Here is a 25,008-nt window from a genome sequence, read left to right as displayed (position 1 = left end):
GGAGCAAAAATAACACAACCTAAAAGGAAATAAGTGATTTTTTTCATGAAGTTTTACAATAATTATTAACTGCTAATTTAGTATTTTTGTCGGAATAAAAAAATAAAAATTATGTTTGGAGATATTATGGGCATGATGGGGAAACTTAAAGAAACCCAACAAAAAGTAGAAGAAACAAAGAAGCGTTTAGATTTTGTTTTAATTGATGAAAAAAGTAGCGATGGCCTGCTAGAAGTTACCTTAACCGCTAATCGAAAAATCAAAAATATTACTGTAAGTGATGATTTACTTAATAACAAGGAAATGCTTGAAGATTATTTAGTTAACGTTTTAAACAAAGCCATTGAAAAGGCAACAAATGTTCACGAAGCTGAGTTAGCTGCAGTTGCTAAAGAAGGCATGCCAAATATTCCAGGAATGGATATGTTTAAATAATTCCCATTCCTAAAGCAATTGCTACTAAAATCAACAAAACAGCAACAAAAACTTGGAGAAATTTTAGGGTAACTTTCTTTAAAAGTTGGTTACCCAAATATGCCCCAGTAATAGCACAAAGCGTTGCCGAAATCAACAATACTTTATTCTCATACAAAGTATAAGTCGTAATTTTCGAAGCATAAACACTCAATCGGGTAAAATCAATAAACATTGAGACTACAATTCCTGTGGCGATAAAACTTTCTTTGGATAAACCAGCTTTAATCAAAAACGCACTTCGCAAAGCACCTTGATGTCCAGAAAGTCCACCGAAAAAACCGCTTAAAATTCCACCTAAAGGCAATTTATCTTTACCAAACTCTAATTTACTTAAATACGGAATCAAGTCTAAAAGCGCGAAAATCACTAATAAAATGGCAATGATAAATTTCACTGGAAAAACGTCTAATTGTTTTCCAAAAAGCGAGTAACTAAACAAAGGTTCTAAATCGGAAATTTGCAACAACAACCAAGAACCAACAAAAGCGGCAATAATTGCAGGAATTCCAAATTTTAGTAAAACTTCTTTACTAGCGTGTTTCCCAACCAAGAAAAACTTAAATAAATTATTAGCAAAATGAACCAATCCACACAAACCTATCGCAATATCAACTGGAAAAAAGAGCATAAAAACCGGAGTTAATAAAGTTCCCAATCCAAAACCTGAGAAAAAAGTCAGAATAGCGGTTAAAAATGCTACGATTGATATGATTATGATTTCCATAAAATTATTATTTCAAGTTTGAAGTTTCAGGTTTCAAGTTTAATTTTACAAATTATTTCAATTTCTTAAATCTGTGTTCCAAAAAATTAAAAAGACAATTTAGAAAAAACTTCCATTACATATTCATGCATCACTTCTTTATAATCCAAATGCGTTACAATTCTTAGCTTTCCATGTCCCATAGAACTAATCGCAATCCCTTTTTGTTTCAATTTTTCCATGAAAAGCTTTTCATCCACAGAAGGTTGTAAGCCAAAAATCAAAATATTGGTTTCCACGGGTTCCACATTGGCAACCCAAGGCATTTTTTCTAATAAACTGCCTAATTCTTTGGCTCTTCTGTGGTCAATTTCTAAACGACTGATGTTATTTTGCAACGCAAACAATCCAGCGGCAGCCAAATATCCAGATTGACGCATATTGCCACCAAAAATCTTTCTAATACGCAAAGCCCGATGCATATCTTCTTTGCTTCCTAATAAAACCGAACCTACTGGCGCACCCAATCCTTTTGATAAACAAACTGAAATCGTGTTAAACAATTCACCAAACTGCTTCGGATGTTGCTTTTTTGCTACCAAAGCATTCCACAAACGCGCACCATCTAAATGGTACTTCAAATTATGGTCGATGCAAACTTGCTTAATTTCTTGCAAAGGTTGTAAGTCGTAACAAGCACCACCACCTTTATTGGTTGTATTTTCAATACTTACTAACGAAGTTAAAGGCGCATGATAAAATTCTGGATCATTGATTCCGTTTTTAACCAAATCAGCCGTAATCTTACCGCGATTTCCATCAACCAAACAACATGAAACCCCACTATTAAATGATGCGCCACCACCTTCATAATGATAAATGTGCGAGTATTTATCGCAAATTACTTGTTCGCCTGGTTGTGTATGTAACTTAATCGCTGTCTGATTTGCCATAGTTCCCGAAGGAAAAAACAAAGCGGCTTCCATCCCAAACAAATCGGCCAAAGTTTCTTCTAACTCATTGACTGTTGGGTCTTGTTTATATACATCATCGCCTACTTTAGCATTAAACATGGCGTTTAACATCTCAACAGAAGGCTTCGTTACGGTATCACTTACTAAATTTATTTCCATAGAATAAAAAAGAATAGCTATTTTTGTTCTGTAAAACTACAATATTTATGATAAATACAGAACAAGTCAGAGATATTATTGATCGCCTTGGTGCGTTAAGGAGGTATCTTTGACATTGATGCCAAAACGATTGAAATAACTAACGAGGAAGAAAAAACCTTCGCTCCCGATTTTTGGAACAACGCCAAAGAAGCCGAAATTATCATCCGAAACCTACGTACGAAAAAGAAATGGGTGGAAGATTATAACAAAGGATTAGAATTCTCTGAAGAACTTCAAATTATGATGGATTTCTTCAAAGAAGGAGATGTCACAGAAGAAGAAGTTGAAACGCTTTACCAACACACTTTAAATCATATTGAAGATTTAGAATTTAGAAACATGCTTTCCGATGAAGGAGATAGCATGAGTGCTGTATTGCAAATTACGGCTGGTGCTGGTGGAACCGAAAGTTGTGATTGGGCTTCTATGCTAATGCGAATGTATTTAATGTGGGGCGAAAAACAAGGCTACAAAATCAGAGAATTGAACTTTCAAGAAGGTGATGTTGCGGGAATTAAAACCGTAACGTTAGAATTTGAAGGCGATTTTGCTTTTGGTTATTTAAAAGGTGAAAACGGTGTGCATCGTTTGGTGCGAATTTCTCCTTTTGATAGTAATGCGAAACGTCATACTTCATTTGCTTCGGTTTATGTGTATCCTTTGGTGGATGATTCTATCGAGATTGAAATCAATCCTGCTGATATTGAAATCATTACTTCTCGTTCGAGTGGTGCTGGTGGGCAAAATGTAAATAAGGTAGAAACCAAAGTACAATTGTTCCACAAACCAACCGGAATTCAAATTCAATGTTCGGAGACGCGTTCGCAACAAGATAACCGTCAACGTGCGATGCAAATGTTGAAATCGCAGTTGTATGAAATTGAGCTTAAAAAACAACAAGCGCAACGAAGTGACATCGAAGCTGGAAAAATGAAAATTGAATGGGGTTCGCAAATTCGAAATTATGTAATGCATCCATATAAATTAGTTAAAGACGTTCGCTCGGGCTATGAATCGAGTGATGTTGAAGGTATTATGAATGGAGAAATCGATAATTTCTTAAAAGCCTATTTAATGATGATGGGACAAAAAGAGGAATAATTCAGATAAATCAAATCTTATAAATCCGAATTTCAGTTATTGAAATTCGGATTTTTTTATACAATATTTAAAAAAACTAAAATCTTTTTATATTTTAGACAAAATTTACCAATCAAACTTAAAAATGAAACAATTTACAATCGAAGAAATCAACGAAGTTCTAAAAGGAACAATCGTGGGTTCAATAACAACAAAAATTACTGCACCTGAACAATTAGAAGTAGCTAATGAAACTGAAATTTCGTTCATTGGAAACAAAAAATATGAAAAATTCTGGGCCACTTCAAAAGCATGTGTTGCTGTTGTAAATGAAGACATTTCAATCGAACCGGGAGAAAACAGAGCGTTCATTAAAGTAAAAAATGCCGATTTAGCCATGTCGCAAGTTTTAACGCTTTTTGCTCCTCCTCCACCCGTTTTCAAAACAAATATTCATTCAACCGCTACCATTGACGAAACTGCAAAAATTGGTAACAATGTAAAAATTGGTGCAAATTGTTATGTTGGTCCAAATGTAACCATAGAAGAAAATACTGCTCTGTATCCAAATGTTACGATTTTAGACGAATGTACTATTGGTAAAAACACAACAATTTGGTCTGGCGCTGTAGTAAGAGAGCGTTGTCATATTGGAAATGATTGTATTATTCATCCTAATGCAACTATTGGGGCAGATGGTTTTGGTTTCCGTCCTGATCCTGAAAAAGGATTGGTGAAAATTCCGCAAATTGGAAATGTAATTATTGGAAATAATGTAGAAATCGGTGCCAACTCATCTGTAGATAGAGGCAAATTCAGTTCAACTATTTTAGGTGATGGATGTAAAATTGATAATTTGGTTCAAATTGGACATAATTCTAAATTAGGAATGTTCTGTATTATGGCAGGAAACAGTGGATTAGCAGGTTCGGTAACACTTGGAAATGGCGTTATCATTGGCGGAAGTGCTTCTATCAAAGACCACACAACTATTGGAGATGGCGCAATTATTGGCGCTGGTTCTGGTGTTGCTGCCGATGTTGAAGCAGGTAAGACAATGTTAGGATACCCTGCAATTGATGCTAAAGACGCATTAAGACAATGGGCAATTTTAAAAAGAATGGTAAACGATTCTAAAAAATAAAATTACAACAACTATAAATTTAAATCTATGTATCAAAAACCTTCTGCGGCTTTTATTGCTGCATCTTGGATTGCATTAGGAACTGGAATGATTGGTTATTTAATCGGATTATTCAGAGCTGATATGCTGTTAAATGAAAAAGGATATTACTTCACAGTTTTAATGTTCGGACTTTTCGCTGTGGTTTCTTTACAAAAAAGTGTTAGAGACCGGTTAGAAAACATTCCTGTAACCGATTTATACTATGGAATTTGCTGGTTTGCCACCATATTATCAATTGTTTTACTAATTGTAGGCTTATGGAATGCTACTTTACTCCCAAGTGAAAAAGGGTTCTATGCTTTTTCGTTTTTGCTATCCATTTTTGGAGCCATTACTGTACAAAAAAACACAAGAGATAGTCAAGCTAGAGATACTAATTCACAACAATAAAAATTAACATTAGTTAAATTTATTTGAAATCCATCTAAAGAATTTATTTTTCAGATGGATTTCGTATTTTAGCCAACCAATAAAACAACAAAACCCAAATGGACATTAATTTCAATAAAAACGAAGATCATAACAAACTTTTACTTTCCGATTTAAAAAACAGATTTGCTCAAGTTAAATTAGGTGGCGGACCAAAACGTATCGAAAAATTACATGCTGAAGGCAAAATGACAGCACGTGAACGCATCGATTATCTTTTAGATGAAAAAGCAAAAAGCATTGAAATTGGTGCTTTTGTTGGAGATGGTATGTATAAAGAACACGGCGGTTGTCCTTCTGGAGGAGTTGTTGTAAAAATCGGATTTATTTCTGGAAAACAATGTATTGTTGTAGCTAATGATGCTACTGTAAAAGCAGGTGCTTGGTTTCCAATTACAGGAAAAAAGAATCTTCGTGCACAAGAAATTGCCATGGAAAACCGTTTACCAATTATTTATTTAGTGGATTCGGCTGGTGTTTATTTACCAATGCAAGACGAAATTTTTCCTGATAAAGAACATTTTGGTCGTATTTTTAGAAATAATGCGATTATGAGCAGTATGGGAATTACCCAAATTGCCGCTGTAATGGGAAGTTGCGTTGCGGGTGGTGCTTATTTACCAATTATGAGCGATGAAGCCATGATTGTAGATAAAACTGGAAGTATTTTCTTAGCTGGAAGTTATTTAGTAAAAGCCGCTATTGGAGAAACTATTGATAACGAAACTCTTGGAGGCGCAACAACTCATTGTGAAATTTCGGGTGTGACGGATTATAAGGCTAAAGATGATAAAGATGCTTTAAATAGAATTAAAAGTATCGTAGGCAAAATTGGCGATTTCGATAAAGCAGGATACAATCGTGTGAAAGCCGAAAAACCAGCTTTAGAACCCAAAGATATTTATGGAATTTTACCAAAATCGAGAGCTGACCAATACGATATGTATGAAATCATCAAACGTTTGGTAGATAATTCAGAATTTGACGAATATAAAGGCGATTATGGTAAAACCTTAATTACAGCTTACGCTCGTATCGATGGTTGGGCAGTTGGAATTGTCGCAAATCAACGAAAAATTGTAAAAAATGCTAAAGGCGAAATGCAATTTGGTGGAGCCATTTATTCCGATTCTGCTGACAAAGCCACACGTTTTATTGCGAATTGTAACCAAAAGAAAATTCCATTAGTATTTGTGCAAGATGTTACCGGATTTATGGTAGGATCCAAATCAGAACATGGAGGAATTATCAAAGATGGTGCTAAAATGGTAAATGCGATGGCAAATTCGGTTGTGCCAAAATTCACTGTAATCGTTGGAAATTCATACGGAGCAGGAAATTATGCCATGTGTGGAAAAGCTTATGATCCAAGATTAATTTTCGCTTGGCCAAGTGCTGAATTAGCCGTTATGGGTGGAACGCAAGCTGCGAAAGTATTAGCACAAATTGAAGCTTCTTCTTTAAAAGCAAAAGGCGAAGTTATTGATGAAGTAAAAGAAAAAGAATTGTTTGATAAGATTAAAGCTAGATACGACGAACAAGTTTCGCCATATTACGCAGCTTCTCGTTTGTGGACAGATGCCATTATTGATCCATTAGAAACTAGAAATTGGATTTCTATGGGAATTGAAGCGGCTAACCACGCTCCTATTGAGAAGCAATTTAATTTAGGCGTGATTCAAGTTTAATTTATAATATGAATTTCACGAATTTGCACAAATAAATCAGTGTTAATTCGTGAAATTCTTTTTTATTACCAATTCATCTTGGCAGAATAAATATTGATAATCAAAATTCTATTTTCTTCTATACGATATACAATTTTAAAATTCCATTTTGGAAAATATCGAATTGTATCGTCATTAAATAAAGGTTCTCTAGGATTTCTTTCTGGAAACTTTGCTAAATCGTCTCCTAAATTTAACAAAGTATCAACTACCATTTCGGCATTTTGAGGACTATTTTTAAAAATAAAATTATGAATTCTTTCGAGGGAATCTAAAGAAGCTTTTGACCAAACAACAGATTTCATTTCTTAAAAATCTTATTTCTTATTGCTTCGGAATTATACACATCATTTTCTTCTGAAACTTTAAGAATAGCCTCAATTTCTTGCTTATAATCTGAAACAGATAACAACTTTCCTGTTACATCATATATATAACCTTCTTCATTTAAAAGTTGGTCAATTTTATCCAAAACAACTTCATTTTGGACATCCAAAATCCTATGAATGATGCTTTTTCTGTGTGTTTCGATATTCATGAGTAAACTGATTTACACAAAGATAAATATTATTTCAATTACTTTATCTTTGCATCATGTCAAAATCATTAATCCAACCCTTCAAAACCAATATTTCAGGTATTTCTTTACCCGAAAAATTTACATTTCCATTTTATTACGAACCGCATGAATTGAGCATCATTGCTTCAACTGAATTGCAAGCGTATTTAGAAACACAAACTGATTTTGAACATAATTTCGGATTGAAAGAAAATCAAGAAGGTTTAGTAATTGGAAAAATGTTTGGGATTTTAGTTTGTCAAAATGAAGAAGGAGAATTAGGCTATTTATGGGCTTTCTCTGGGAAATTGGCTGGTGTGAATCATCATTCCTATTTTGTTCCAACGATTTTTGATATGTTACACGAAGATGGTTTTTTCAGAAAAGAAGAAGAAGTTTTAAATGCTATCAATCGTCAAATCGGAATTTTAGAAAATTCAGACGAACTTCAAAGCAAAAAAAATCAATTAGATGTTACTAAAATAGAAGCTTTAACCGATATTCAAAATCAAAAGGATAAAATCAAAAGATTAAAATTAGAACGCGATGAAAAACGAATTTCATTCACCAATTTATCTTCATCTGAAATTGAACAATTAGAATTCGAACTTTCGGAAGAAAGCAAAAAAGAAAGCATTTTACTCAAAAAGATGACCAAATATTGGAATTTTCAAATCGAAAAGGCACAAAAAGAAGTCAATTTACTTTTAGATGAAATAAATCAATTAAAAGAAGAACGCCGACAAAAATCGGGTGCATTACAACAAAAACTTTTTGCCGAATATTCGTTTTTGAATCAATTTGGCGAACGGAAAAGCATTGGAGAAATCTTCAACAATAATCCGCCTGCTGGAGCTGGAGAATGTGCTGCTCCCAAGTTATTACATTACGCTTTCGAACATAATTTAAACCCCATTGCTATGGCTGAATTTTGGTGGGGACAATCGCCAAAATCAGAAATTAGAAAACATAAACAATTTTATCCGGCTTGTAAAAGTAAATGTGAACCAATATTAATGTCTCACATGTTAAAAGGCTTGGATATAGAAGCAAATCCGTTTCAGGAAAATCCAGCGGAAGGAAAAGACATAGAAATAGTTTTTGAAGATAAAGTATTAGCAGTAATAAACAAACCAGCTGAATTTTTATCAGTTCCTGGAAAAATCATATCGGATTCTGTTTACCAAAGAGTGAAAGAATTGTATCCAAATGCAACCGGACCATTAATTGTGCATCGATTAGACATGTCGACTTCAGGTTTGATGTTAATTGCAAAAGACGAAGAAACCTATGTAAAATTGCAAAGTCAATTTATTAAAAGAACTATTAAAAAACGATACATTGCTTTATTAGATGGAATTTTAGAAGAAAACGAAGGCTTTATTGATTTACCGCTTCGAGTAGATTTGGACGACCGACCTAGACAATTGGTTTGTTACGAACATGGAAAACCAGCACAAACGAAATGGAAAAAAATTGAAGTCAGAAATAACCAAACTTTAGTATACTTCTATCCTATTACTGGGAGAACTCATCAATTACGAGTGCATGCATCACATGAATTGGGTTTAAAAACTCCTATTCTTGGCGATGACTTGTATGGTTCAAAAGCCAATAGATTACATTTACATGCGGAAAGTTTGACTTTTATACACCCAATTACAAAAGAAAAACTTACTATTACTGTACCTTCAGAATTTTAAAATTTGATCTTTTTGTAACATTTTTTCCAATTCAAACTCTTATATTTAGATTTTGAAATCAACACCCATGAAAAACAGTTTTTTAGTTATCCTCACATTATTAGGAATCCAACAAATTAATGCACAATTTACCCGTCGTGATTCACTTCAAGGTGGTTTACGTATTGAAAGAACATCGTATGATGTAAAACGTTATGATTTAAATATTATCATAAATCCTGAACAAAAAAGTATTAAGGGATTCAATGAAATTACTTTTGACGTGGTAATTCCTACTCAAAAAATTCAAGTAGATTTATTTGAAAATATGAAAGTGGATTCAATTGTTTGGAATGCTAAAAAATTAAATTACAAACGCGACAATGATGCCGTTTTTATTGATTTTCCAGAAAAGTTAGCTTCAAGATCAAATCATAAATTAAAATTTTACTATTCTGGAAATCCAAGAATTGCCAAAAATGCACCTTGGGATGGAGGTTTTGTGTTTTCAAAAGATAAAGCAGGTAAAGATTTTATAGCCGTTGCAGTTCAAGGAACTGGAGCAAGTTTGTGGTATCCGGTAAAAGATTCACAAACTGACGAACCCGATAATGGAGCTTCCATAAAAGTAGCAGTTCCAAATGGTCTAATGAATGTTTCAAACGGACGCTTTTTAGGTTCTCAAGATTTAAAAAATGGTTACACGCGTTGGGATTGGGAAGTTAAAAATCCAATTAATAATTACACGATAACGGTAAATATTGCCGATTATGTTCACATTCAGGATAAAATGCCTGATTTAGACTTAGATTATTATGTGTTAAGAGAAAACGAAGCGAAAGCTCGCGAACATTTTATGGAAGTGAAGCCTATGATGGAGTGTTTTCAGTCGAAATTTGGTCGCTATCCGTTTTGGGAAGATGGCTACAAATTAGTAGAAACCCCTTATTTAGGTATGGAACACCAAAGCGCTGTTGCTTATGGCAATAAGTACAAAAAGGGTTATATGGGATTTGATTTATCAGGAACTGGAGTAGGTATGTTTTTTGACTACATTACGATTCACGAAACAGGCCATGAATGGTTTGGAAACAGCATTACTAGTATGGATATTGCAGATATGTGGATTCATGAAGGCTTTACAACATACTCTGAAACAGTATTTATTGAGTGTATAAAAGGCTATGATGATGCTATGAAATACATTAATGGCCAAGCTAAAAATGTACGTAACGACAAACCAATTATTGGACAATACGGAGTGAACAATGAAGGTTCGGGTGATATGTATTACAAAGGTTCATTATTATTAAACACATTAAGACACATTATTGGCGATGATGAAAAATGGTGGAAAATGGTATATGATTATTCGGAAACTTTCAAAAAGAAAATTATTACGTCTGATACCGTAATAGACTACTTTAACAAGTCTTCTGGTACAAATTTAACACCTGTATTTAGACAATATTTATATACAAATCAGGTTCCTGTTTTTATCTATAAAATTAAAGGAGACTATTTATATTATTCTTGGGATAATGCAAATGAAGACTTCAACATGCCTATTGATATTGGCTTTGAAGACAAAAAAATCAGATTAAATCCAACATTAAAAGAACAAAAAATTAAACTGAAAAAACTCAGCAAAAAGAGTTTTCAAATTTATGACAATCAGTTTTATGTTAAAATTAAAGAAGACAATTAGTCTTCTTTTTTATTAATTTATGTTTTTATTAACGTTGCAACAAAAACATAATGTGTTAATTTTTAGTAAATTAGCTCTGTATAATTTTAATCAGTTTATTTATGACTAGAATTAGAGAGTTGAATAAATGGGCTAATGCAAACACATGTATTACATTAGATTTATTAAGGTTTTTTTTAGGTGGTTTCTTATTTTTAAAAGGAATTTCTTTTATAGTTGATAAAAAATACCTTCATGAAATTCTAAATACTGTGGGAAACTTTGGTAGTGAAATGCTACTAATTCATTATGTTGCAATGGCACACATGGCAGGAGGAGTAATGATAATCATTGGCTTCTTAACACGTTGGTCTATATGGGTCCAATTACCTATATTATTTGGTGCTCTCATAATAAATTTTATTGGAGAGTTTAATACGTCAGATTTTGTTCAATCCATGCTAGCGCTTGCGACTAGTATATTTTTCATATTCTTTGGCAGCGGAAAACATTCTGTTGATTATTATTTAAAAATGGAGGAATAATTACTTTAAGGTTGTATAGAATCTTAGATATTGAACTTATATTGTAACTTCATAATCCATTCGCATAAGTACTATATTTCCATTTTATACAACCTTTATTTTTTTTAGTGTTTGAAAACGATTAATTTTTTGGGTTTCAGTCTCTACAAATTCTGAAACAAAGTGCACCTCTTTTGGCTTCTCAAATTTATCTAACAAATCAAAAATTGAAGGTACAATTTTATATTTTTCACCTTCAATAACTAAAACTACTTTTGTTCCCAAAACTGCATCAGGTAAACCTGTAATAAAAAAACGATTGGAAATTTTTGAAGCTAATTTAGTTTCAATTTGTTCTGGAAATAATTTGACTCCCCCACTATTAATCACATTATCATAACGACCTAACCATTTGAATTGCCTCGCATTAAAAATTTCTACAATGTCATTGGTAACTATTTTTTCATTTGTTATACTTGGCGCATCAATTACTAAACAACTTCTATTATCTACAGTAATTGCAACATGTTCTAAAGTGTTAAAATATGTTTCTCCTACCCTTTTAGCGGCAATATGCGTAATGGTTTCGGTCATTCCATACGTTTCATAGATTTTTGCATCTAAATCTCTTAGTTTCAAAGCTAAATCGTCTGATACTTTAGCTCCTCCAATAATTATTTTCTTAAACTGATTTAATTTATCCAAACTATTTTCAGCTTGAAGCGGTACAATTGCAACAAAATCATAACATTTATCTGATAAAAATTCATCTAAATTAGAACTTGGCGCTATGATATCTAACTCTAAACCAATCATCATAGCACGAACAATCATCATTTTTCCAGCAATATAACGTGTTGACAGGCATAATAAAGCTTTGTCTTGAGGATGCAAATCAAAGAAATTTCCGGTAGCAATTGCAGAATGTACCATTGATTCCTTTTTTATTGTAATGATTTTAGGCGCTCCAGTAGTTCCCGAAGTTGTTAATTGTATGGTCTCTTTATCGTCTAACCAATCTAATAAAAATTCACCCAACTCTTTTTCATAAGCCTCTCCTTCTTTAATAGAACTATAAGCCAATTGAAAAAGCGCTTCTTTATCTAAATGAATACCATTGATTTTAAAACGATTGTGAATGTTTTTATAATGTGGAATCATTTGTGATAGTATCTATTTCATTAGTTACAATTAATTTACCAGTCAATTTTTCTTTCCAATTTTTCCAATTGTACATCTTAGAAAAAATAAAAAGTAAAATAGGAAATATGACGAAAACAGGTGTTAAAACATCAAAACCCGCTGATGGTTCTGATAAATCTTTTAGAAGAGAATTGGTTTGAAAAGCGGTCCAATCTGCCGTTAATAGCAATGCTCCTACTAAGTTATTTGCGGCGTGAAATCCTAAAGCCAATTCCAATCCTTCATCCATTAAAGTCATAATTCCTAAGAAAAAACCAGTTCCTATATAATATACCATAATGATGTAACCAATTTTTCCCACTTCAGGATTTGCAATGTGCATTAAACCAAATAAAACCGAAGTAACAATCAAAGGGATTAATCTGCTATTAGTGGCTAAACCAATTCCTTGCATCATATGGGCTCTAAAAAGATATTCCTCAAAACTTGTTTGCATTGGTACTAAAATTATTGCCAGAATTAAAAAAATGAAAAACTTTTCGGGTTTAAAATTCCAAACAAAATTTTCGGGTTGGGTATAATAAAGTGCTAAAATCATGGCAGTCGTGATACTTCCCCATAAGAAAAATGAGAAAAAAATACGTTTCCAATCTACTTTGGCTCTCGACGTGGTTAAGCTAGTTAAAGTTTGCCCTTGAACAAATTTAACCCAAAAAAGGACTAACAATAAACCAAAGGCAAGTGGTCCTACTAACACAACGAAAGTCAAATTTATTCCTATCATGCTTATAGTCTGCTGAATAACTTCATTAGTATCTACTCCATCAGACATAATAAAGTTGAAAAACATCAATAAAATAAATCCAAGCGGAATTGGAATATAACTACCTAAACTATATTTTCTGTTTTTTAATTGTTCAATGTACATGATTTTTTACTGTTCTTAAGTTTGCTACTAAAGTACTATTTTTTATTTCTTTGTAAAAAATAAAATATGATAACTATTTACCATAATCCAAGATGTACAAAATCGAGAGAAGGTTTGTGCGAAATTGAAAACTTAAACCAACCATTTGAAATACGAAAATATCTTGACGAACCTTTCACAAAAATTGAGTTAGAAGAAGTAATCAAAAAACTAAACATAAGTCCTATCGAATTGGTTAGAACCAAAGAAAGTATTTGGATAGAAAACTTCAAAGGAAAACAATTAAGCGATTCCGAAATAATTAAAGCCTTGCTAGAAAATCCCAAATTAATTGAACGTCCTATCATTGTAAATGAAAACAAAGCAGTAATTGCAAGGCCAAAGGAAAAGATTAACGAAATCCTCTAGTACTTTTAACAAAGATTTAGGAAAGTAAGGCTAAACCAAAAGTTACTTTTGCAGTCTTACTTGCAAAAAAATATTTATGAACAAGAAAATTATTATTGCTACACTATCGCTATTCTTAAGTTTAACGACATTTGCACAACGCCCAGATGCAAAAAAAGTTACCATTTCTGGTAAAGTAATTGAAAAAGGAACTAATCTTCCTTTAGAATATGCTACCATTGTTTTTGAAAATGCCATTACCAAACAACTTTCAGGAGGAATAACTGATGAAAATGGAAATTTTAAGTTTGAAGTTACTTCAGGGAATTACAACGTGAGAGCTGAATTTATTTCGTTCAAAAATATAGCTATTCCGCAAAAAGAATTCACAGCTGACGTAAATTTAGGTACTATTCAAATGGAAGCAGATGTGGCTCAATTAAATGAAGTAGATATTATTGCTGAAAAATCTACCGTAGAAATAAAATTAGATAAACGCGTTTACAACGTAGGTAAAGATATGATGGTTAAGGGTGGAACAGTTAGTGATGTTTTAGATAACGTACCATCTGTTACCGTTGATGCAGAAGGAACAGTAGCTTTAAGAGGAAATGAAAGTGTAAAAATTTTAATTGATGGAAAACCTTCTGGTTTAGCTGGAATTAATATTGCAGATGCCTTAAAATTATTACCAGCAGAATCTGTTGAAAAAGTAGAAATTATAACCAATCCATCGGCGCGTTATGATGCTGAAGGTGGTGGTGGTATTATTAATATTGTTCTAAGAAAAGGAAAAGCTAATGGTGTTAATGGTTCTGTTATGGTAAACGTAGGTGATCCTGAAACTTACGGAACAAGCATTAATTTGAATAAGAAAAGTGATAGCTACAACTTATTCTCTAACTTCGGATATAATTACAGAAACAATCCAGGAAACTCAATGGTTGATGCTGAGTATTTTAATCCAGATGGTTCAACAAGAAGTTTTATTGAAGAAAGAAGAACTAACGATAGAGAAAGTGAAGGATACAATGCTAACTTTGGTATTGACTTAAACTTGTCTAAATCTTTAACTTGGACAAATGCATTAACATTTAGAGAAAATAATGGAAAAAACCCAGATAATGTTTTCTTCAATTATTTTGACGCATCTAACAATCCAACTGATGTTAGAAATCGTTTAAACGATCAAAAAAGTGATGAATTTAGTATTGAATATTCATCAAACTTTACAAAAAAATTCAAAAAAGAAGATCACAAATTAACAGTTGATTTTGCTACATCTCAAAACAGAGAAAACGAATTTGCTCTAATTACTGACCAATTTCTTGGTGATCCTTCCTCATTAGAATTACAAGAAACTTCAAATGCTCAAAAACAACAAAGAAATTTAATCCAAACTGATTACGTATTACCAATTGGAAAAAGTGGTCGTTTTGAGGCAGGTTATAGAGGAAGTTTTCAAAAGAACTTAACTGGTTTTGTAGTTTCACCTGATTCTAATTTTTCTAGTACTTTAGAATATGTTGAAAATGTAAATGCTTTGTACACGCAATATGGTTCTAAAATCAATAAATTCTCTTACTTTTTAGGATTACGTTTCGAAGATAGTCACATCGAAGTAAATTCGTTACTAGATGATAATTACAACACAAAAAAATACAATAACTTATTTCCATCGGCTACAGTAAACTATGAGTTTTCAGAGTCAAGTTCGGTAAGTTTAAGTTATAGTAAAAGAATTAATCGTCCTAGAGGTCGTTTCTTAAACCCTGTATCATCTTTATCTAGTAATATTAATATCTTCCAAGGTAACCCAGATATTGACCCATCATTAACAGATGCTATCGATTTAGGTTATTTGAAAAAATGGAATAAATTAACGTTCAATACTTCGGCTTACGTAAATATAACCAATGATGCTTTTCAATTTATTAGAAAAGAATCTGGATTATTTGTAGATGGAGTTCCAGTAATTTTAAGTACACCTATCAACTTAGCTAAAGAATATAGAGCAGGTTTTGAATTTAACTTAAATTATACGCCATACAAATGGTGGAGATTAAACGGAAACTTCAATGCGTTTAGAAATGAAACTCAAGGAGATTACTCTTATGTTGATTATTTAGGCAATACCATTACACAAAACTTTGACAACGTTGCTTTGACTTGGTTTGCAAGAATTTCTTCAAAAATTACATTACCATACAAAATTGATTGGCAAACTAATGGAACTTACAATGCACCACAAACAAATGCACAAGGTAAATCGTTAGGTGTAGCTTCTATGAACTTAGCATTTAGCAAAGACTTCTTAAAAGATAAAGCAAGTATTTCTTTAAATATAAGTGACGTTTTCAATTCAAGAAAAAGAATTATGGAAACTGAAATTCCAAACGTAGTTAGCTCATATAGCGAAATGCAATGGAGAGAAAGACAAGTTATGTTAACTTTTACTTACCGTTTTAACAAACAGAAAAACGAAAGAGACAGACAGCCTCGTAGAGAAGACAATGGTGGAGAAGGAGATTTTATGGGAAGACCATAATTTTCAAATCCATTACCCATAAAAAAAGTCCCGATACAATCGGGACTTTTTATTTTTAAAATTAAAAGAAAATTATCCTTCTAATTCAGCTTGTCTTTTAGCTCTTTTCTCTTTAATCAATTCCATGATAGCTCCGCCCAACCAATAGTGAACAAATCCTACTAAGAATATCATCAACCAAAAACCAATAGTTAATATGGTTAAGAAAAGTAAAAAACCTAGGTACTGTTGAAATTCAAACATAATATTTTCCGGAATTTATGAATTCTTGTCAAAGATAATAGGAATATTTATTTTGAACAATATAAACGCTAATTATTTTGTAGCTTTTTAAAACCACTTTTTCATTTTAAAATAAACAAACATTAACAAAACAACTACAATCATTACACCCCAAATAATAAAGTAACCATTCTCCCATTCTAATTCAGGAAAATATTTGAAATTTTGACCATAAACACCAACTATAAAAGTTAAGGGTAAAAAGAACATAGAAACCACTGTTAATGATTTCATTACCTCATTCATTTTATGATTTTGTGCCGAGAAAAAGTAGTTTGATGCACTTTCCAATGTGATTAAATCGGATTCAATTTGTTCTAATAATTCCAAACACTTTTGATGCAATCTTGAAAAAAACGAATAATTTACCGCCTGAATATCATTAAAAACATCATCATCTTTCATACTCTTAATTGAATATAACGAATCGCGAAGCGGAATAATAGAACGCTTTAAGAAATTAAAATTATCGCGATGCTTTTCAATCAATTCTAACACTTCAGGTTTTGTACTTGTTTTAGATAAATTTATAATTTCATCTACTCTATCTTCTTCACTTTCAATTGTGATGTAAAAGTTTTCAATTATTGCATCTAACAATAAATACAACAAATAATCCGCTTTTTTAGTTCTAACAATACCCGAATTTGTTCTAATACGTTCACGAATATGAGTAAAAAAGTCACTTCTTTTTTCTTGAAACGAAATCAAAATATTGTCTTTCAGAATAAAACTAATTTGTTCATAATTAATATTATCTGAATTTTCAACAGGTAAAAGTGACTTAACATTAAAAAACAAAATATTGTGATATTCCTCTAGTTTTGTTCGTTTCGTTGTATTTAAAATATCACCTGTAATGAAACTATCTGCTCCAAATTTTTCTCCAATTGTTGCTATAATTTCCGGTTCATTTAAACCATGAATATTGAGCCAATTTACTTTTGAAGTATCAATGCTTTTTTCTATTTGATTAACATGAAGTTGCTGAATTTCGATAACATCATCTGCATTATAAACAAACAACTGAAGTTCAGTTGGTGTATCTTTATGATTCCCAGTGTATTCTAAAACACTTGGCTGAACTTTTCTTCCTTTTTTATATTTTATTTTTCTCAAAACAAACAAATTTTATATAAAGATAGGAGTTTTTAAAAATGAGAAGTATTTTTACTGAAATTTATTTTTTAATGAAAACATTATTTATCAACATAAAAGAACTGCTACAAGTTCGAGAAAATCATATTGATAAGGTTTCTGGTTCAGATATGGCAATATTACCTAAAATCGATAACGCCTATCTTTTAATAGAAAACAACATTATTTCCGATTTTGGTCCGATGGAAAATTGTCCGACTATTCCAAATGCTGAAATTGTTGATGCAACTGGACAAGTGATTTTACCAACATGGGTAGACAGTCACACACATATCGTATACGCAGGAAATAGAATTCAAGAATTTGTGGATAGAATTAATGGTTTATCTTATGAAGAAATTGCTATTCGTGGTGGTGGGATATTGAATTCAGCTAAAAAATTAAATGAAACTTCTGAAGACGAAATTTACGAGCAATCAAAACTACGTTTAGAAGAAGTCATGCAACAAGGAACGGGTGCAGTTGAAATCAAATCGGGTTATGGATTAACAGTGGAAGGCGAATTGAAAATGTTACGCGTTATCAAACGTTTAAAAGAAAATTATCCCATTGCGATAAAAGCTACTTTTTTGGGTGCTCATGCTTTTCCTATGGAATACAAAGAAAATCATTCGGCCTACATCGATTTGATTATCAATGAAATGTTACCGAAAATAGCTTCTGAAAACTTAGCAGATTATATTGATGCATTCCTTGAAACAGGATATTTTTCGGTAGATGAAACCATCAAAATTATGGTAGCTGGAAGAAAATACGGTTTAGAACCAAAAATACACGTCAATCAATTTACTGCTATCGACGGAATCAAAGCTTGTGTTGAAAATGGCGCATTATCGGTTGACCACTTAGAAATTGTAACCGATGAAGATATTGAGGTTTTAAAAAACAGCAAAACAATGCCAGTTGCGTTGCCAAGTTGTTCTTATTTTATCAGCATTCCATATACTCCGGCTCGCAAAATGATGAATGCAGGCTTACCGTTAGCGCTAGCAACCGATTACAATCCTGGCACTACTCCATCTGGAAATATGAATTTTGTGGTGGCAACGGCTTGTATCAAAATGAAAATGACACCAGAAGAAGCTATCAATGCGGCAACTATCAACGGAGCTTATGCTATGGGAATTTCAAATACTCATGGAAGTATCACAAAAGGAAAAAAAGCAAATCTTATCATTACGAAACCAATCAACAGATATTACCAATTGCCGTATGCTTTTGGTACAAATTTAATTGATAAAGTAATGATTGAAGGACAATTTATTTAATAACTAATCCATGATAAAAACTCTTTTACTTATTGGAATTGGTGGTGCATTTGGAAGTATTTTTAGATACTTAACACATTGGATAACCACAAAATATTTTCAAGGTTCGTTTCCTTTAAGCACTTTCTTAGTAAATATTTTAGGAAGCTTATTAATCGGATTATTCATTGGTTATTTAGGAAAATATTTTCCAGAAAATCATCCGTTAAAATTTTTACTTATTGTTGGTTTTTGTGGAGGATTTACCACTTTTTCAAGTTTTGCTTTAGAAACCTACAATTTACTTCAAAACAATCACCAAATTACAGCCTACATTTACATGGCAAGTTCTATAATCTTAACTATTACCGCAGTTGGATTAGGAAGTTACTTATCAAAATATCTATAAAAAAAGTCCAATGAAATTACTCTCATTGGACTTTTAAAATTTTATAAAACGATTATTTCAATTCGAAACTTGTTTTAGAAACTAATTCAGCATTTTTGTCAAATACATTTACGAAATAAGTTCCTTTAGCAAAATCTTTACCTGGTACTTCTTCATTTACTTGAACTGTTTTATTTTCATATTTTACAGTAGAAATAAAGCTATACGTTAACGTTTTATCTCCAGCTGGAATAGTTTTCTTTTCTCCTAAAATATTGCTTTTGCTATCAATAATTTGAACATAATATTCTCTTGAACCAGTTTTAGCAATTTGGTTTTCTGCAATTAAGAAACTTACTTTTAAAACATCTGCTCTGCTAGCTTTATCTGTTTCAATTTGTTTTCCAGAACTTCTTTGTTTAACGGCTAAAACTTTTAAGTTTAAAACCGCTAATTTAGAACCTTTTTCAACTGTTTTTGTTAATCCTTCATTTTGAGTTAACAATGTGTCATTGAATTTTTTAGCATCAGATAAAACCACATTTGTACTATCTAAACTTGATGTTAAAGCTACATTTTGTTCTTTTAATACTTTGTTTTCAGCTACTAAATTATCCATTTCTCTTTTTAAACGGAAGTACTCATTTTTGTACTTTGCCATAGCAGCAGCATCACCTTTCGATTTTTCTACTTGCTCTAATAAAGCCACCATTTTAGCTTGTTCTGCTTGCAATTCGTCTTTTAATGCTGTGTTATCAGCAATCATAGTGTCATACTCAGCAATTTTTGCTTTTAATTCTTCTGATAACGTATTTTTTTCAGTTGTTAGTGTTGTAACTGTTTCTTTATTATCTGAAGTTAATTTAAAAATATAGCCTACACTTCCTAAGAAAAGTAGTGCTAATACTACCACAGCAGCTTTTAATCCTGAATTGTTTGATTTGTTTTCCATTTTTAGGTTTGATTGGGTTATTTAATAAGTTTTCTCAAAAATACGCTTTTTAAAGTATTTTCTAAATTTTAAACGAATTTTATTTAAAAATAGTACTTTTGATTGCATTTAAAAATTTTATGGAGAATATTACACTTTTAAGCCAAAACGAATTAGCCAAAATAACCAACCACAGAAGTGGCGAAATAAAATTTGGAGAAAAAATCATCACCGTACCAAAAGATGCCGACATTGTGGGTTTTATAACCAACAGCGAAGCTAAATTTGTGCTTTTTGGAATCCCAGAAGATATTGGAGTAAAAGCAAATTTAGGAAGAATCGGTGCCGCTTCGGCTTACGATAGTGCGTTACAAAGTTTGGCTAATATTCAACATAATAAATTTTGCAAAGGAAGTAATTTGCTTGTTTTAGGTAAATTAAATGTAGAGCAACTTCTAGAAAAAGCACATTCATTAGATGCAAACAACAAAGAACATAGAAAAGAATTGTTTAAATTAGTAGAACAATTAGATATTGAAGTTTCTCACATTGTTCACCAAATTTGCAATGCAGGTAAAATTCCAATTATTGTTGGTGGCGGGCATAATAACGCTTATGGTAATATAAAAGGACTAGCTTTAGCAAAAGGAAAACCAGTAAATGCAATTAATTTTGATGCGCATACCGATTTCAGAATTTTAGAAGGAAGGCATTCAGGTAACGGATTTAGTTATGCTTTTGAAGATGGTTTTTTAAAGAAATATTTTGTTTTTGGATTGCATGAAAACTTCGTTTCAAAGAGTGTTTTCAATACCTTAAAAGAATTAACTTCGAGAGTAAAATATGTTACATATGAAGAAGTTGATGTAAAACGTGAAAAAAACTTCGAAACCGAATTAGAAAATGCACTTAATTTTATTAAAAATGAACCTTTTGGCGTGGAATTAGATTTAGATGCGATTCCAAATATTCCTTCAAGTGCTATGACTTTGAGTGGTTTTAGTGTAGATAAAGCACGACATTTTACTTACTTTTTTGGAAAGCATCAAAATGCTTCTTATTTCCATATTTGTGAAGGTGCTCCAGTGCTTGACGATTCTAAAAACAATCATTTAACAGGTAAATTAATTGCATCATTAATTACCGATTTCATGAAGGCTAAAATCGGTTAAAAACCAACTTCCCTAAAATAACACTATCTTTGTACCCTATCGAAATTATTCGACAGGAAAATTATTTATTCATTTATGACATTTAACGATTTAAAATTATACAATAACATACAACAAGCTTTAGAAGAAGAAGGTTACACAAACCCTACTCCTATTCAGGAGCAAGCCATTCCTGAAATTTTATTAGGACAAGATTTAGTTGCTTGTGCTCAAACAGGAACAGGAAAAACAGGTGCTTTTGCTATTCCGATTCTGAATTTAATTCACAGAATTGTGGGTTCGGCTAAAAAAGCAAAACACATTAGAACTTTAGTAGTTACACCTACAAGAGAATTAGCTATACAAATTGACGAAAGCTATAAAACCTATGGAAAATATACCAATGTAAAGTCATTAGTGATTTTTGGTGGAGTTAATCAAGTTCCTCAAGTAAACGAGTTAAAAATGGGAATCGATGTTTTAATCGCAACTCCTGGAAGACTTTTAGATTTACACAAACAAGGATTTATCGATTTAGATCATTTACATCATTTGGTTTTAGACGAAGCCGATCAAATGTTAGATATGGGATTTATTAATGATGTAAAGAAAATCATCAAATTAACTCCTAGCAACAGACAAACGTTATTATTCTCGGCAACAATGCCATTAGCAATTAGAGAATTAGCTGATACCTTTTTAACACGTCCAAAATATATTTCGGTAACGCCTATTTCATCTACGGCTGAAAACGTTTCTCAAAAAGTGTACTTTGTAAATAAAGATGATAAGCGTTTACTTTTAAAACAATTGATTATTCAAGAAAGTTTGAGTAATGTTTTGGTGTTTACAAGAACAAAACACGGTGCAGACAACATTGTAAAAGTATTGAAAAAAGCGAGTATAAAAGCAGAAGCCATTCACGGAGACAAATCGCAAAATGCGCGTCAACGTGTGTTGGAACAATTCAAAAACAAAGAAATTGATATTTTAGTCGCTACTGATATTGCGGCAAGAGGAATTGATATTGAACAACTTCCGTTTGTAATTAACTTTGACATTCCTAATATTTCTGAAACGTATGTTCACCGAATTGGTCGTACAGGTCGTGCTGGAAATTCTGGTTTAGCCATTTCATTTTGTGGAAAAGACGAAAAACCATATTGGCAAGACATTGAAAAGCTAATTAGAATGAAAGTTAAAGTGGTTACCGATCACGATTATACTTGGAAAGACGAAGTAATAAATCCGGATGCAAAACCAGATTTAAGAAATAAAGACAAAAATAAAATGAATCCGAATTCCAATTCAAGAAAATCGGAAGCATCTAAGAAAAACAAAAAACGTTGGTACTAACCAACGTTTTTTATTTATCTACTAATCGTTTAATTGTTTCAAAAAGCTTGTGACTTTCAAATGGCTTCACTATCACTTCATCAATTTGAGCGTCTATAACCTTATCCTCAATATCTTTCTTATCGAAAGCCGTAACCGCAATAATTGGTATTGTTATTCCTTTTTGACGAATTAGTTTAGATGTATCAAATCCATTAATGATTGGCATATTAATATCCATTAAAATGGCATCAAACTTAACTTTATCAATTAAATCTAAAGCAGCATAACCATCATCAACTATTTGACATTTGAAATGATTATTTTCTAGTAATTTCTTGGTAACAACTTGATTAATTTTATTATCCTCAACCACTAAAATTTTGTATTCTTTTTTAATTGACAAATCAACTTCTAAGTTATGAATAATTGATTTAATTTTTGTTACATCTGATTCTAATGGAATGGTAAATGTAATTGTTGTGCCTACGTTTTCTTCACTTTCTAAATGAATTGTACCTTTGAAAAGTTCTACCATTTTTTTAACGATGGTAAGTCCTAAACCTGTTCCTTGATAATCATCTTCTTTACGATAAACTTGAACAAATTTATCAAATACTTTTTCCTGGTCTTGCTTTGCAATACCAATTCCGTTATCTATTACTTGAAATTTTAAATAGCACTTGGTTCCTACTTTTTCAACTAAATCAGCTTTAACCGTAACATTCCCTTCATTGGTAAACTTTAAGGAATTACTCATCAAATTAATAAAGATTTGCGACAAACGAATTTTATCTCCTACTAAAATTTCTGGGATATTTGCATCAACATTAATTTCAATTTGATTGCTGTTTTTAATTGCTAAGAAATGTAACGAATCTTTAATAATGGTCAATTCATCTTGAAGATTGAAAACCATATCTTCTAAAACAACTTGATTTTCCTCAATTTTATATACTTTCAAAATATCATTTACCAATGATAATAAATACTTAGCTGAAAATTTTAATGATTTTAAATGTGGGCTATTCGTAAGTTCTTTGTGTTCGTCTAAAATGATATCAGTAATTCCGACTACTCCATAAAGTGGTGTTCTTAATTCGTGACTAATTGTGGAAATAAACTGCGTTTTTAGTTGCGATGCTTCTTCCGCTTTTTCTTTAGCAATCAATAGTTCTTGATTCGCTTCTTTTAAATCGGAATTGGCTTTCGCTTTAATTTTATTATTTCGAATTAAGGAAAGTAATAGCAACAATAAGATGAAAAAAATGATACCTAAAAGAATAACAAAAATACGATTGGCTTGCAATTTTTCTTGTTGGATTTCTTTTTCTTTTTTAATTTGATCAATCTCTCTGTTGATTTCGTCGTGTTCAATCTGTAAGCCTCCTACTTTAACATCATTTAAACGCTCTTCGTTGTAAATTTTGTCTTGTAATTCATCATGTTTTAAAAGATAGAAATGTGCTTTTTCAAAATTTTTAATTTTATAATAAAAATTAGAAATATCATTATAAACATCGCTTGCATTAGACTTTATTAATTCAATATCATTTTGTTCACAAAAATGAACTGCTTTTAAATAATATTCCTCAGCTTTTTGATTATTGTTTAAACTATTGTAGTATAAACCAAAATTAGAATTTAAAGATATTTTAGCTTCAATGTCGTCGTTTTTTTCAACATATTCTTTAATGTCATTAAAATATTGAATACCGTTACTAAAGTCTTCAACAGCAAAATAGGCACTACCAATATTTAATTTCGAAAACATAATTTCATATTGATCATTATGCTTAATGGAATATTTTAATCCTTCTTTATAATGTTTTATTCCTTTATTAAAATCGATTTTTCGATAGCAATATAAATTTCCCAAATTATTGTTGAGCCAACCTTTTACGGTATCATTATCAACTTTATTAGCTAATATAAGCCCTTTATTATAAAATTCGATTGCTTTCTTATAATCAGCAAATTCCTCAAAGTTTAAACCAATAATATTGTAAGCTTTTGCCGCTAATAAATCATTATCGTTCTTGGTGGCAATAACTAAAGCTTTTTGAGCAAAATCGAGCGATTTTTTTGAATCTAACTTCAGAAAGCTTTGTCCTGCTTGTTTTAATAACGCTTTCGCCTCTTTATTTGTTGAATTAGTATTCTGCGCCATCCCAAATATGGAAGTAATACAGAATAGTAAAGCAAAATAAAAACGCGTGTAAGTTATCATGAAACTGCTTTAAATGGATTGAATTTTACGAAAGACTAAAATAAAAAAAAA

The 25,008-nt window shown here is 31.5% G+C and carries 24 protein-coding genes; 14 read left to right on the top strand and 10 right to left on the bottom strand.

Annotation, left to right across the window (positions count from 1 at the left end; genetic code table 11):
- Window positions 1-111 precede the first annotated feature (111 nt).
- Window positions 112-435: a YbaB/EbfC family nucleoid-associated protein gene (locus B2741_RS09745; RefSeq protein WP_291138261.1), complete on the top strand. Its 324-nt coding sequence runs from the start codon at window positions 112-114 to the stop codon at window positions 433-435.
- Here the strand turns inward: B2741_RS09745 and B2741_RS09740 are convergent.
- The gene (locus B2741_RS09740) at window positions 428-1,201 is read right to left on the bottom strand and encodes a sulfite exporter TauE/SafE family protein (protein ID WP_291138260.1); all 774 of its coding nucleotides are present in this window, start codon (window positions 1,199-1,201) and stop codon (window positions 428-430) included. The genes B2741_RS09745 and B2741_RS09740 overlap by 8 nt on opposite strands.
- Window positions 1,202-1,287: 86 nt before the next feature.
- Entirely contained in the window at window positions 1,288-2,313 is a 1,026-nt protein-coding gene (locus B2741_RS09735; protein ID WP_291138259.1) for a threonine aldolase family protein, read from the bottom strand.
- Window positions 2,314-2,360: 47 nt separating this feature from the next.
- Here B2741_RS09735 and prfB point away from each other — a divergent pair.
- The 4 genes from prfB (at window position 2,361) to B2741_RS09715 (ending at window position 6,738) form a co-directional block, all read left to right on the top strand.
- Window positions 2,361-3,456 (top strand): peptide chain release factor 2 gene (gene prfB, locus B2741_RS09730; RefSeq protein ID WP_290820260.1). Its coding sequence is split into 2 segments (ribosomal slippage): window positions 2,361-2,423 and window positions 2,425-3,456, totalling 1,095 coding nucleotides; the frame shifts between segments, so codons are not numbered across the junction.
- A 124-nt stretch (window positions 3,457-3,580) separates the two neighbouring features.
- On the top strand, window positions 3,581-4,579 hold the full coding sequence (gene lpxD, locus B2741_RS09725; protein WP_291138258.1) for a UDP-3-O-(3-hydroxymyristoyl)glucosamine N-acyltransferase: 999 nt from the start codon (window positions 3,581-3,583) through the stop codon (window positions 4,577-4,579).
- 27 nt (window positions 4,580-4,606) lie between these two features.
- Entirely contained in the window at window positions 4,607-5,011 is a 405-nt protein-coding gene (yiaA, locus tag B2741_RS09720; RefSeq protein WP_111567178.1) for an inner membrane protein YiaA, read from the top strand.
- A 98-nt stretch (window positions 5,012-5,109) separates the two neighbouring features.
- Window positions 5,110-6,738: an acyl-CoA carboxylase subunit beta gene (locus B2741_RS09715; protein WP_291138257.1), complete on the top strand. Its 1,629-nt coding sequence runs from the start codon at window positions 5,110-5,112 to the stop codon at window positions 6,736-6,738.
- 65 nt (window positions 6,739-6,803) lie between these two features.
- On the opposite strand, the gene B2741_RS09710 is transcribed toward B2741_RS09715, so the two are convergent.
- On the bottom strand, window positions 6,804-7,082 hold the full coding sequence (locus B2741_RS09710) for a type II toxin-antitoxin system RelE/ParE family toxin (protein ID WP_291138256.1): 279 nt from the start codon (window positions 7,080-7,082) through the stop codon (window positions 6,804-6,806).
- Entirely contained in the window at window positions 7,079-7,315 is a 237-nt protein-coding gene (locus B2741_RS09705; RefSeq protein WP_291138255.1) for a hypothetical protein, read from the bottom strand. Before B2741_RS09705 ends, B2741_RS09710 begins: the two co-directional genes overlap by 4 nt.
- 56 nt (window positions 7,316-7,371) lie before the next feature.
- Here B2741_RS09705 and B2741_RS09700 point away from each other — a divergent pair, with 56 nt between their 5' ends.
- The 3 genes from B2741_RS09700 to B2741_RS09690 all read left to right on the top strand — a co-directional run bounded on the left by B2741_RS09700 (window position 7,372) and on the right by B2741_RS09690 (window position 11,250).
- Entirely contained in the window at window positions 7,372-9,039 is a 1,668-nt protein-coding gene (locus B2741_RS09700; RefSeq protein WP_291138254.1) for an RluA family pseudouridine synthase, read from the top strand.
- Between the two features lie 67 nt (window positions 9,040-9,106).
- Window positions 9,107-10,726 carry a M1 family metallopeptidase gene (locus B2741_RS09695; protein WP_291138253.1) on the top strand — a complete coding sequence of 540 codons (1,620 nt, stop codon included), beginning with the start codon at window positions 9,107-9,109 and terminating at the stop codon, window positions 10,724-10,726.
- 101 nt (window positions 10,727-10,827) lie between these two features.
- Window positions 10,828-11,250: a DoxX family protein gene (locus tag B2741_RS09690; protein WP_291138252.1), complete on the top strand. Its 423-nt coding sequence runs from the start codon at window positions 10,828-10,830 to the stop codon at window positions 11,248-11,250.
- 84 nt (window positions 11,251-11,334) lie between these two features.
- Here B2741_RS09690 and B2741_RS09685 read toward each other — a convergent pair whose 3' ends face one another.
- Together B2741_RS09685 and B2741_RS09680 are read right to left on the bottom strand one after the other, a co-directional pair.
- Window positions 11,335-12,390 carry an AMP-binding protein gene (locus tag B2741_RS09685; RefSeq protein WP_291138251.1) on the bottom strand — a complete coding sequence of 352 codons (1,056 nt, stop codon included), beginning with the start codon at window positions 12,388-12,390 and terminating at the stop codon, window positions 11,335-11,337.
- Window positions 12,374-13,300 (bottom strand): CPBP family intramembrane glutamic endopeptidase, encoded by a 927-nt coding sequence (locus B2741_RS09680; protein WP_291138247.1) that lies wholly within the window; start codon window positions 13,298-13,300, stop codon window positions 12,374-12,376. The genes B2741_RS09685 and B2741_RS09680 overlap by 17 nt, the downstream gene beginning before the upstream one ends.
- Window positions 13,301-13,366: 66 nt before the next feature.
- Between B2741_RS09680 and arsC the strand changes: the two genes are divergently transcribed.
- Both arsC and B2741_RS09670 read left to right on the top strand, forming a co-directional pair.
- The gene (arsC, locus tag B2741_RS09675) at window positions 13,367-13,708 is read left to right on the top strand and encodes an arsenate reductase (glutaredoxin) (RefSeq protein ID WP_291138245.1); all 342 of its coding nucleotides are present in this window, start codon (window positions 13,367-13,369) and stop codon (window positions 13,706-13,708) included.
- A gap of 76 nt (window positions 13,709-13,784) precedes the next feature.
- Window positions 13,785-16,235 carry an outer membrane beta-barrel family protein gene (locus tag B2741_RS09670; RefSeq protein WP_291138242.1) on the top strand — a complete coding sequence of 817 codons (2,451 nt, stop codon included), beginning with the start codon at window positions 13,785-13,787 and terminating at the stop codon, window positions 16,233-16,235.
- Between the two features lie 72 nt (window positions 16,236-16,307).
- On the opposite strand, the gene B2741_RS09665 is transcribed toward B2741_RS09670, so the two are convergent.
- Window positions 16,308-16,478: a hypothetical protein gene (locus B2741_RS09665; protein WP_008258162.1), complete on the bottom strand. Its 171-nt coding sequence runs from the start codon at window positions 16,476-16,478 to the stop codon at window positions 16,308-16,310.
- A gap of 87 nt (window positions 16,479-16,565) precedes the next feature.
- Complete coding sequence (gene corA / locus B2741_RS09660; protein ID WP_291138236.1) at window positions 16,566-17,636, bottom strand: magnesium/cobalt transporter CorA; 1,071 nt, start codon at window positions 17,634-17,636, stop codon at window positions 16,566-16,568.
- 71 nt (window positions 17,637-17,707) lie between these two features.
- Between corA and hutI the strand changes: the two genes are divergently transcribed.
- Both hutI and crcB read left to right on the top strand, forming a co-directional pair.
- Complete coding sequence (hutI, locus tag B2741_RS09655; RefSeq protein WP_291138230.1) at window positions 17,708-18,943, top strand: imidazolonepropionase; 1,236 nt, start codon at window positions 17,708-17,710, stop codon at window positions 18,941-18,943.
- A gap of 10 nt (window positions 18,944-18,953) precedes the next feature.
- Window positions 18,954-19,331 (top strand): fluoride efflux transporter CrcB, encoded by a 378-nt coding sequence (crcB, locus tag B2741_RS09650; RefSeq protein WP_291138220.1) that lies wholly within the window; start codon window positions 18,954-18,956, stop codon window positions 19,329-19,331.
- A 52-nt stretch (window positions 19,332-19,383) separates the two neighbouring features.
- On the opposite strand, the gene B2741_RS09645 is transcribed toward crcB, so the two are convergent.
- Complete coding sequence (locus B2741_RS09645) at window positions 19,384-20,262, bottom strand: hypothetical protein (protein ID WP_291138208.1); 879 nt, start codon at window positions 20,260-20,262, stop codon at window positions 19,384-19,386.
- Window positions 20,263-20,381: 119 nt separating this feature from the next.
- On the opposite strand from B2741_RS09645, the gene B2741_RS09640 reads away from it, so the two are divergent.
- Both B2741_RS09640 and B2741_RS09635 read left to right on the top strand, forming a co-directional pair.
- Window positions 20,382-21,413, top strand: coding sequence for a formimidoylglutamase (locus tag B2741_RS09640; protein ID WP_291138205.1), 1,032 nt, complete (start codon window positions 20,382-20,384; stop codon window positions 21,411-21,413).
- 75 nt (window positions 21,414-21,488) lie between these two features.
- Window positions 21,489-22,748 carry a DEAD/DEAH box helicase gene (locus B2741_RS09635; protein ID WP_291138202.1) on the top strand — a complete coding sequence of 420 codons (1,260 nt, stop codon included), beginning with the start codon at window positions 21,489-21,491 and terminating at the stop codon, window positions 22,746-22,748.
- A gap of 10 nt (window positions 22,749-22,758) precedes the next feature.
- Here the strand turns inward: B2741_RS09635 and B2741_RS09630 are convergent, their stop codons facing one another.
- A complete protein-coding gene (locus B2741_RS09630) occupies window positions 22,759-24,957 on the bottom strand; it encodes an ATP-binding protein (protein WP_291138199.1) in 2,199 nt (732 codons plus the stop codon).
- Window positions 24,958-25,008: the final 51 nt, after the last annotated feature.

It is taken from the genome of Flavobacterium sp. UBA7663, from assembly GCF_002483315.1.
GTDB lineage: Bacteria > Bacteroidota > Bacteroidia > Flavobacteriales > Flavobacteriaceae > Flavobacterium.
This window is presented reverse-complemented; position numbering and strand designations above follow the sequence as displayed.

What these genes read in the sequence shown, in the direction of transcription:
- B2741_RS09745 (WP_291138261.1), top strand. Translation starts at nt 112, where the DNA reads ATGTTTGGAGATATTATGGGCATGATGGGGAAACTTAAAGAAACCCAA.
- B2741_RS09740 (WP_291138260.1), bottom strand. Translation starts at nt 1,201, where the DNA reads ATGGAAATCATAATCATATCAATCGTAGCATTTTTAACCGCTATTCTG.
- B2741_RS09735 (WP_291138259.1), bottom strand. Translation starts at nt 2,313, where the DNA reads ATGGAAATAAATTTAGTAAGTGATACCGTAACGAAGCCTTCTGTTGAG.
- lpxD (WP_291138258.1), top strand. Translation starts at nt 3,581, where the DNA reads ATGAAACAATTTACAATCGAAGAAATCAACGAAGTTCTAAAAGGAACA.
- yiaA (WP_111567178.1), top strand. Translation starts at nt 4,607, where the DNA reads ATGTATCAAAAACCTTCTGCGGCTTTTATTGCTGCATCTTGGATTGCA.
- B2741_RS09715 (WP_291138257.1), top strand. Translation starts at nt 5,110, where the DNA reads ATGGACATTAATTTCAATAAAAACGAAGATCATAACAAACTTTTACTT.
- B2741_RS09710 (WP_291138256.1), bottom strand. Translation starts at nt 7,082, where the DNA reads ATGAAATCTGTTGTTTGGTCAAAAGCTTCTTTAGATTCCCTCGAAAGA.
- B2741_RS09705 (WP_291138255.1), bottom strand. Translation starts at nt 7,315, where the DNA reads ATGAATATCGAAACACACAGAAAAAGCATCATTCATAGGATTTTGGAT.
- B2741_RS09700 (WP_291138254.1), top strand. Translation starts at nt 7,372, where the DNA reads ATGTCAAAATCATTAATCCAACCCTTCAAAACCAATATTTCAGGTATT.
- B2741_RS09695 (WP_291138253.1), top strand. Translation starts at nt 9,107, where the DNA reads ATGAAAAACAGTTTTTTAGTTATCCTCACATTATTAGGAATCCAACAA.
- B2741_RS09690 (WP_291138252.1), top strand. Translation starts at nt 10,828, where the DNA reads ATGACTAGAATTAGAGAGTTGAATAAATGGGCTAATGCAAACACATGT.
- B2741_RS09685 (WP_291138251.1), bottom strand. Translation starts at nt 12,390, where the DNA reads ATGATTCCACATTATAAAAACATTCACAATCGTTTTAAAATCAATGGT.
- B2741_RS09680 (WP_291138247.1), bottom strand. Translation starts at nt 13,300, where the DNA reads ATGTACATTGAACAATTAAAAAACAGAAAATATAGTTTAGGTAGTTAT.
- arsC (WP_291138245.1), top strand. Translation starts at nt 13,367, where the DNA reads ATGATAACTATTTACCATAATCCAAGATGTACAAAATCGAGAGAAGGT.
- B2741_RS09670 (WP_291138242.1), top strand. Translation starts at nt 13,785, where the DNA reads ATGAACAAGAAAATTATTATTGCTACACTATCGCTATTCTTAAGTTTA.
- B2741_RS09665 (WP_008258162.1), bottom strand. Translation starts at nt 16,478, where the DNA reads ATGTTTGAATTTCAACAGTACCTAGGTTTTTTACTTTTCTTAACCATA.
- hutI (WP_291138230.1), top strand. Translation starts at nt 17,708, where the DNA reads ATGAAAACATTATTTATCAACATAAAAGAACTGCTACAAGTTCGAGAA.
- crcB (WP_291138220.1), top strand. Translation starts at nt 18,954, where the DNA reads ATGATAAAAACTCTTTTACTTATTGGAATTGGTGGTGCATTTGGAAGT.
- B2741_RS09645 (WP_291138208.1), bottom strand. Translation starts at nt 20,262, where the DNA reads ATGGAAAACAAATCAAACAATTCAGGATTAAAAGCTGCTGTGGTAGTA.
- B2741_RS09640 (WP_291138205.1), top strand. Translation starts at nt 20,382, where the DNA reads ATGGAGAATATTACACTTTTAAGCCAAAACGAATTAGCCAAAATAACC.
- B2741_RS09635 (WP_291138202.1), top strand. Translation starts at nt 21,489, where the DNA reads ATGACATTTAACGATTTAAAATTATACAATAACATACAACAAGCTTTA.
- B2741_RS09630 (WP_291138199.1), bottom strand. Translation starts at nt 24,957, where the DNA reads ATGATAACTTACACGCGTTTTTATTTTGCTTTACTATTCTGTATTACT.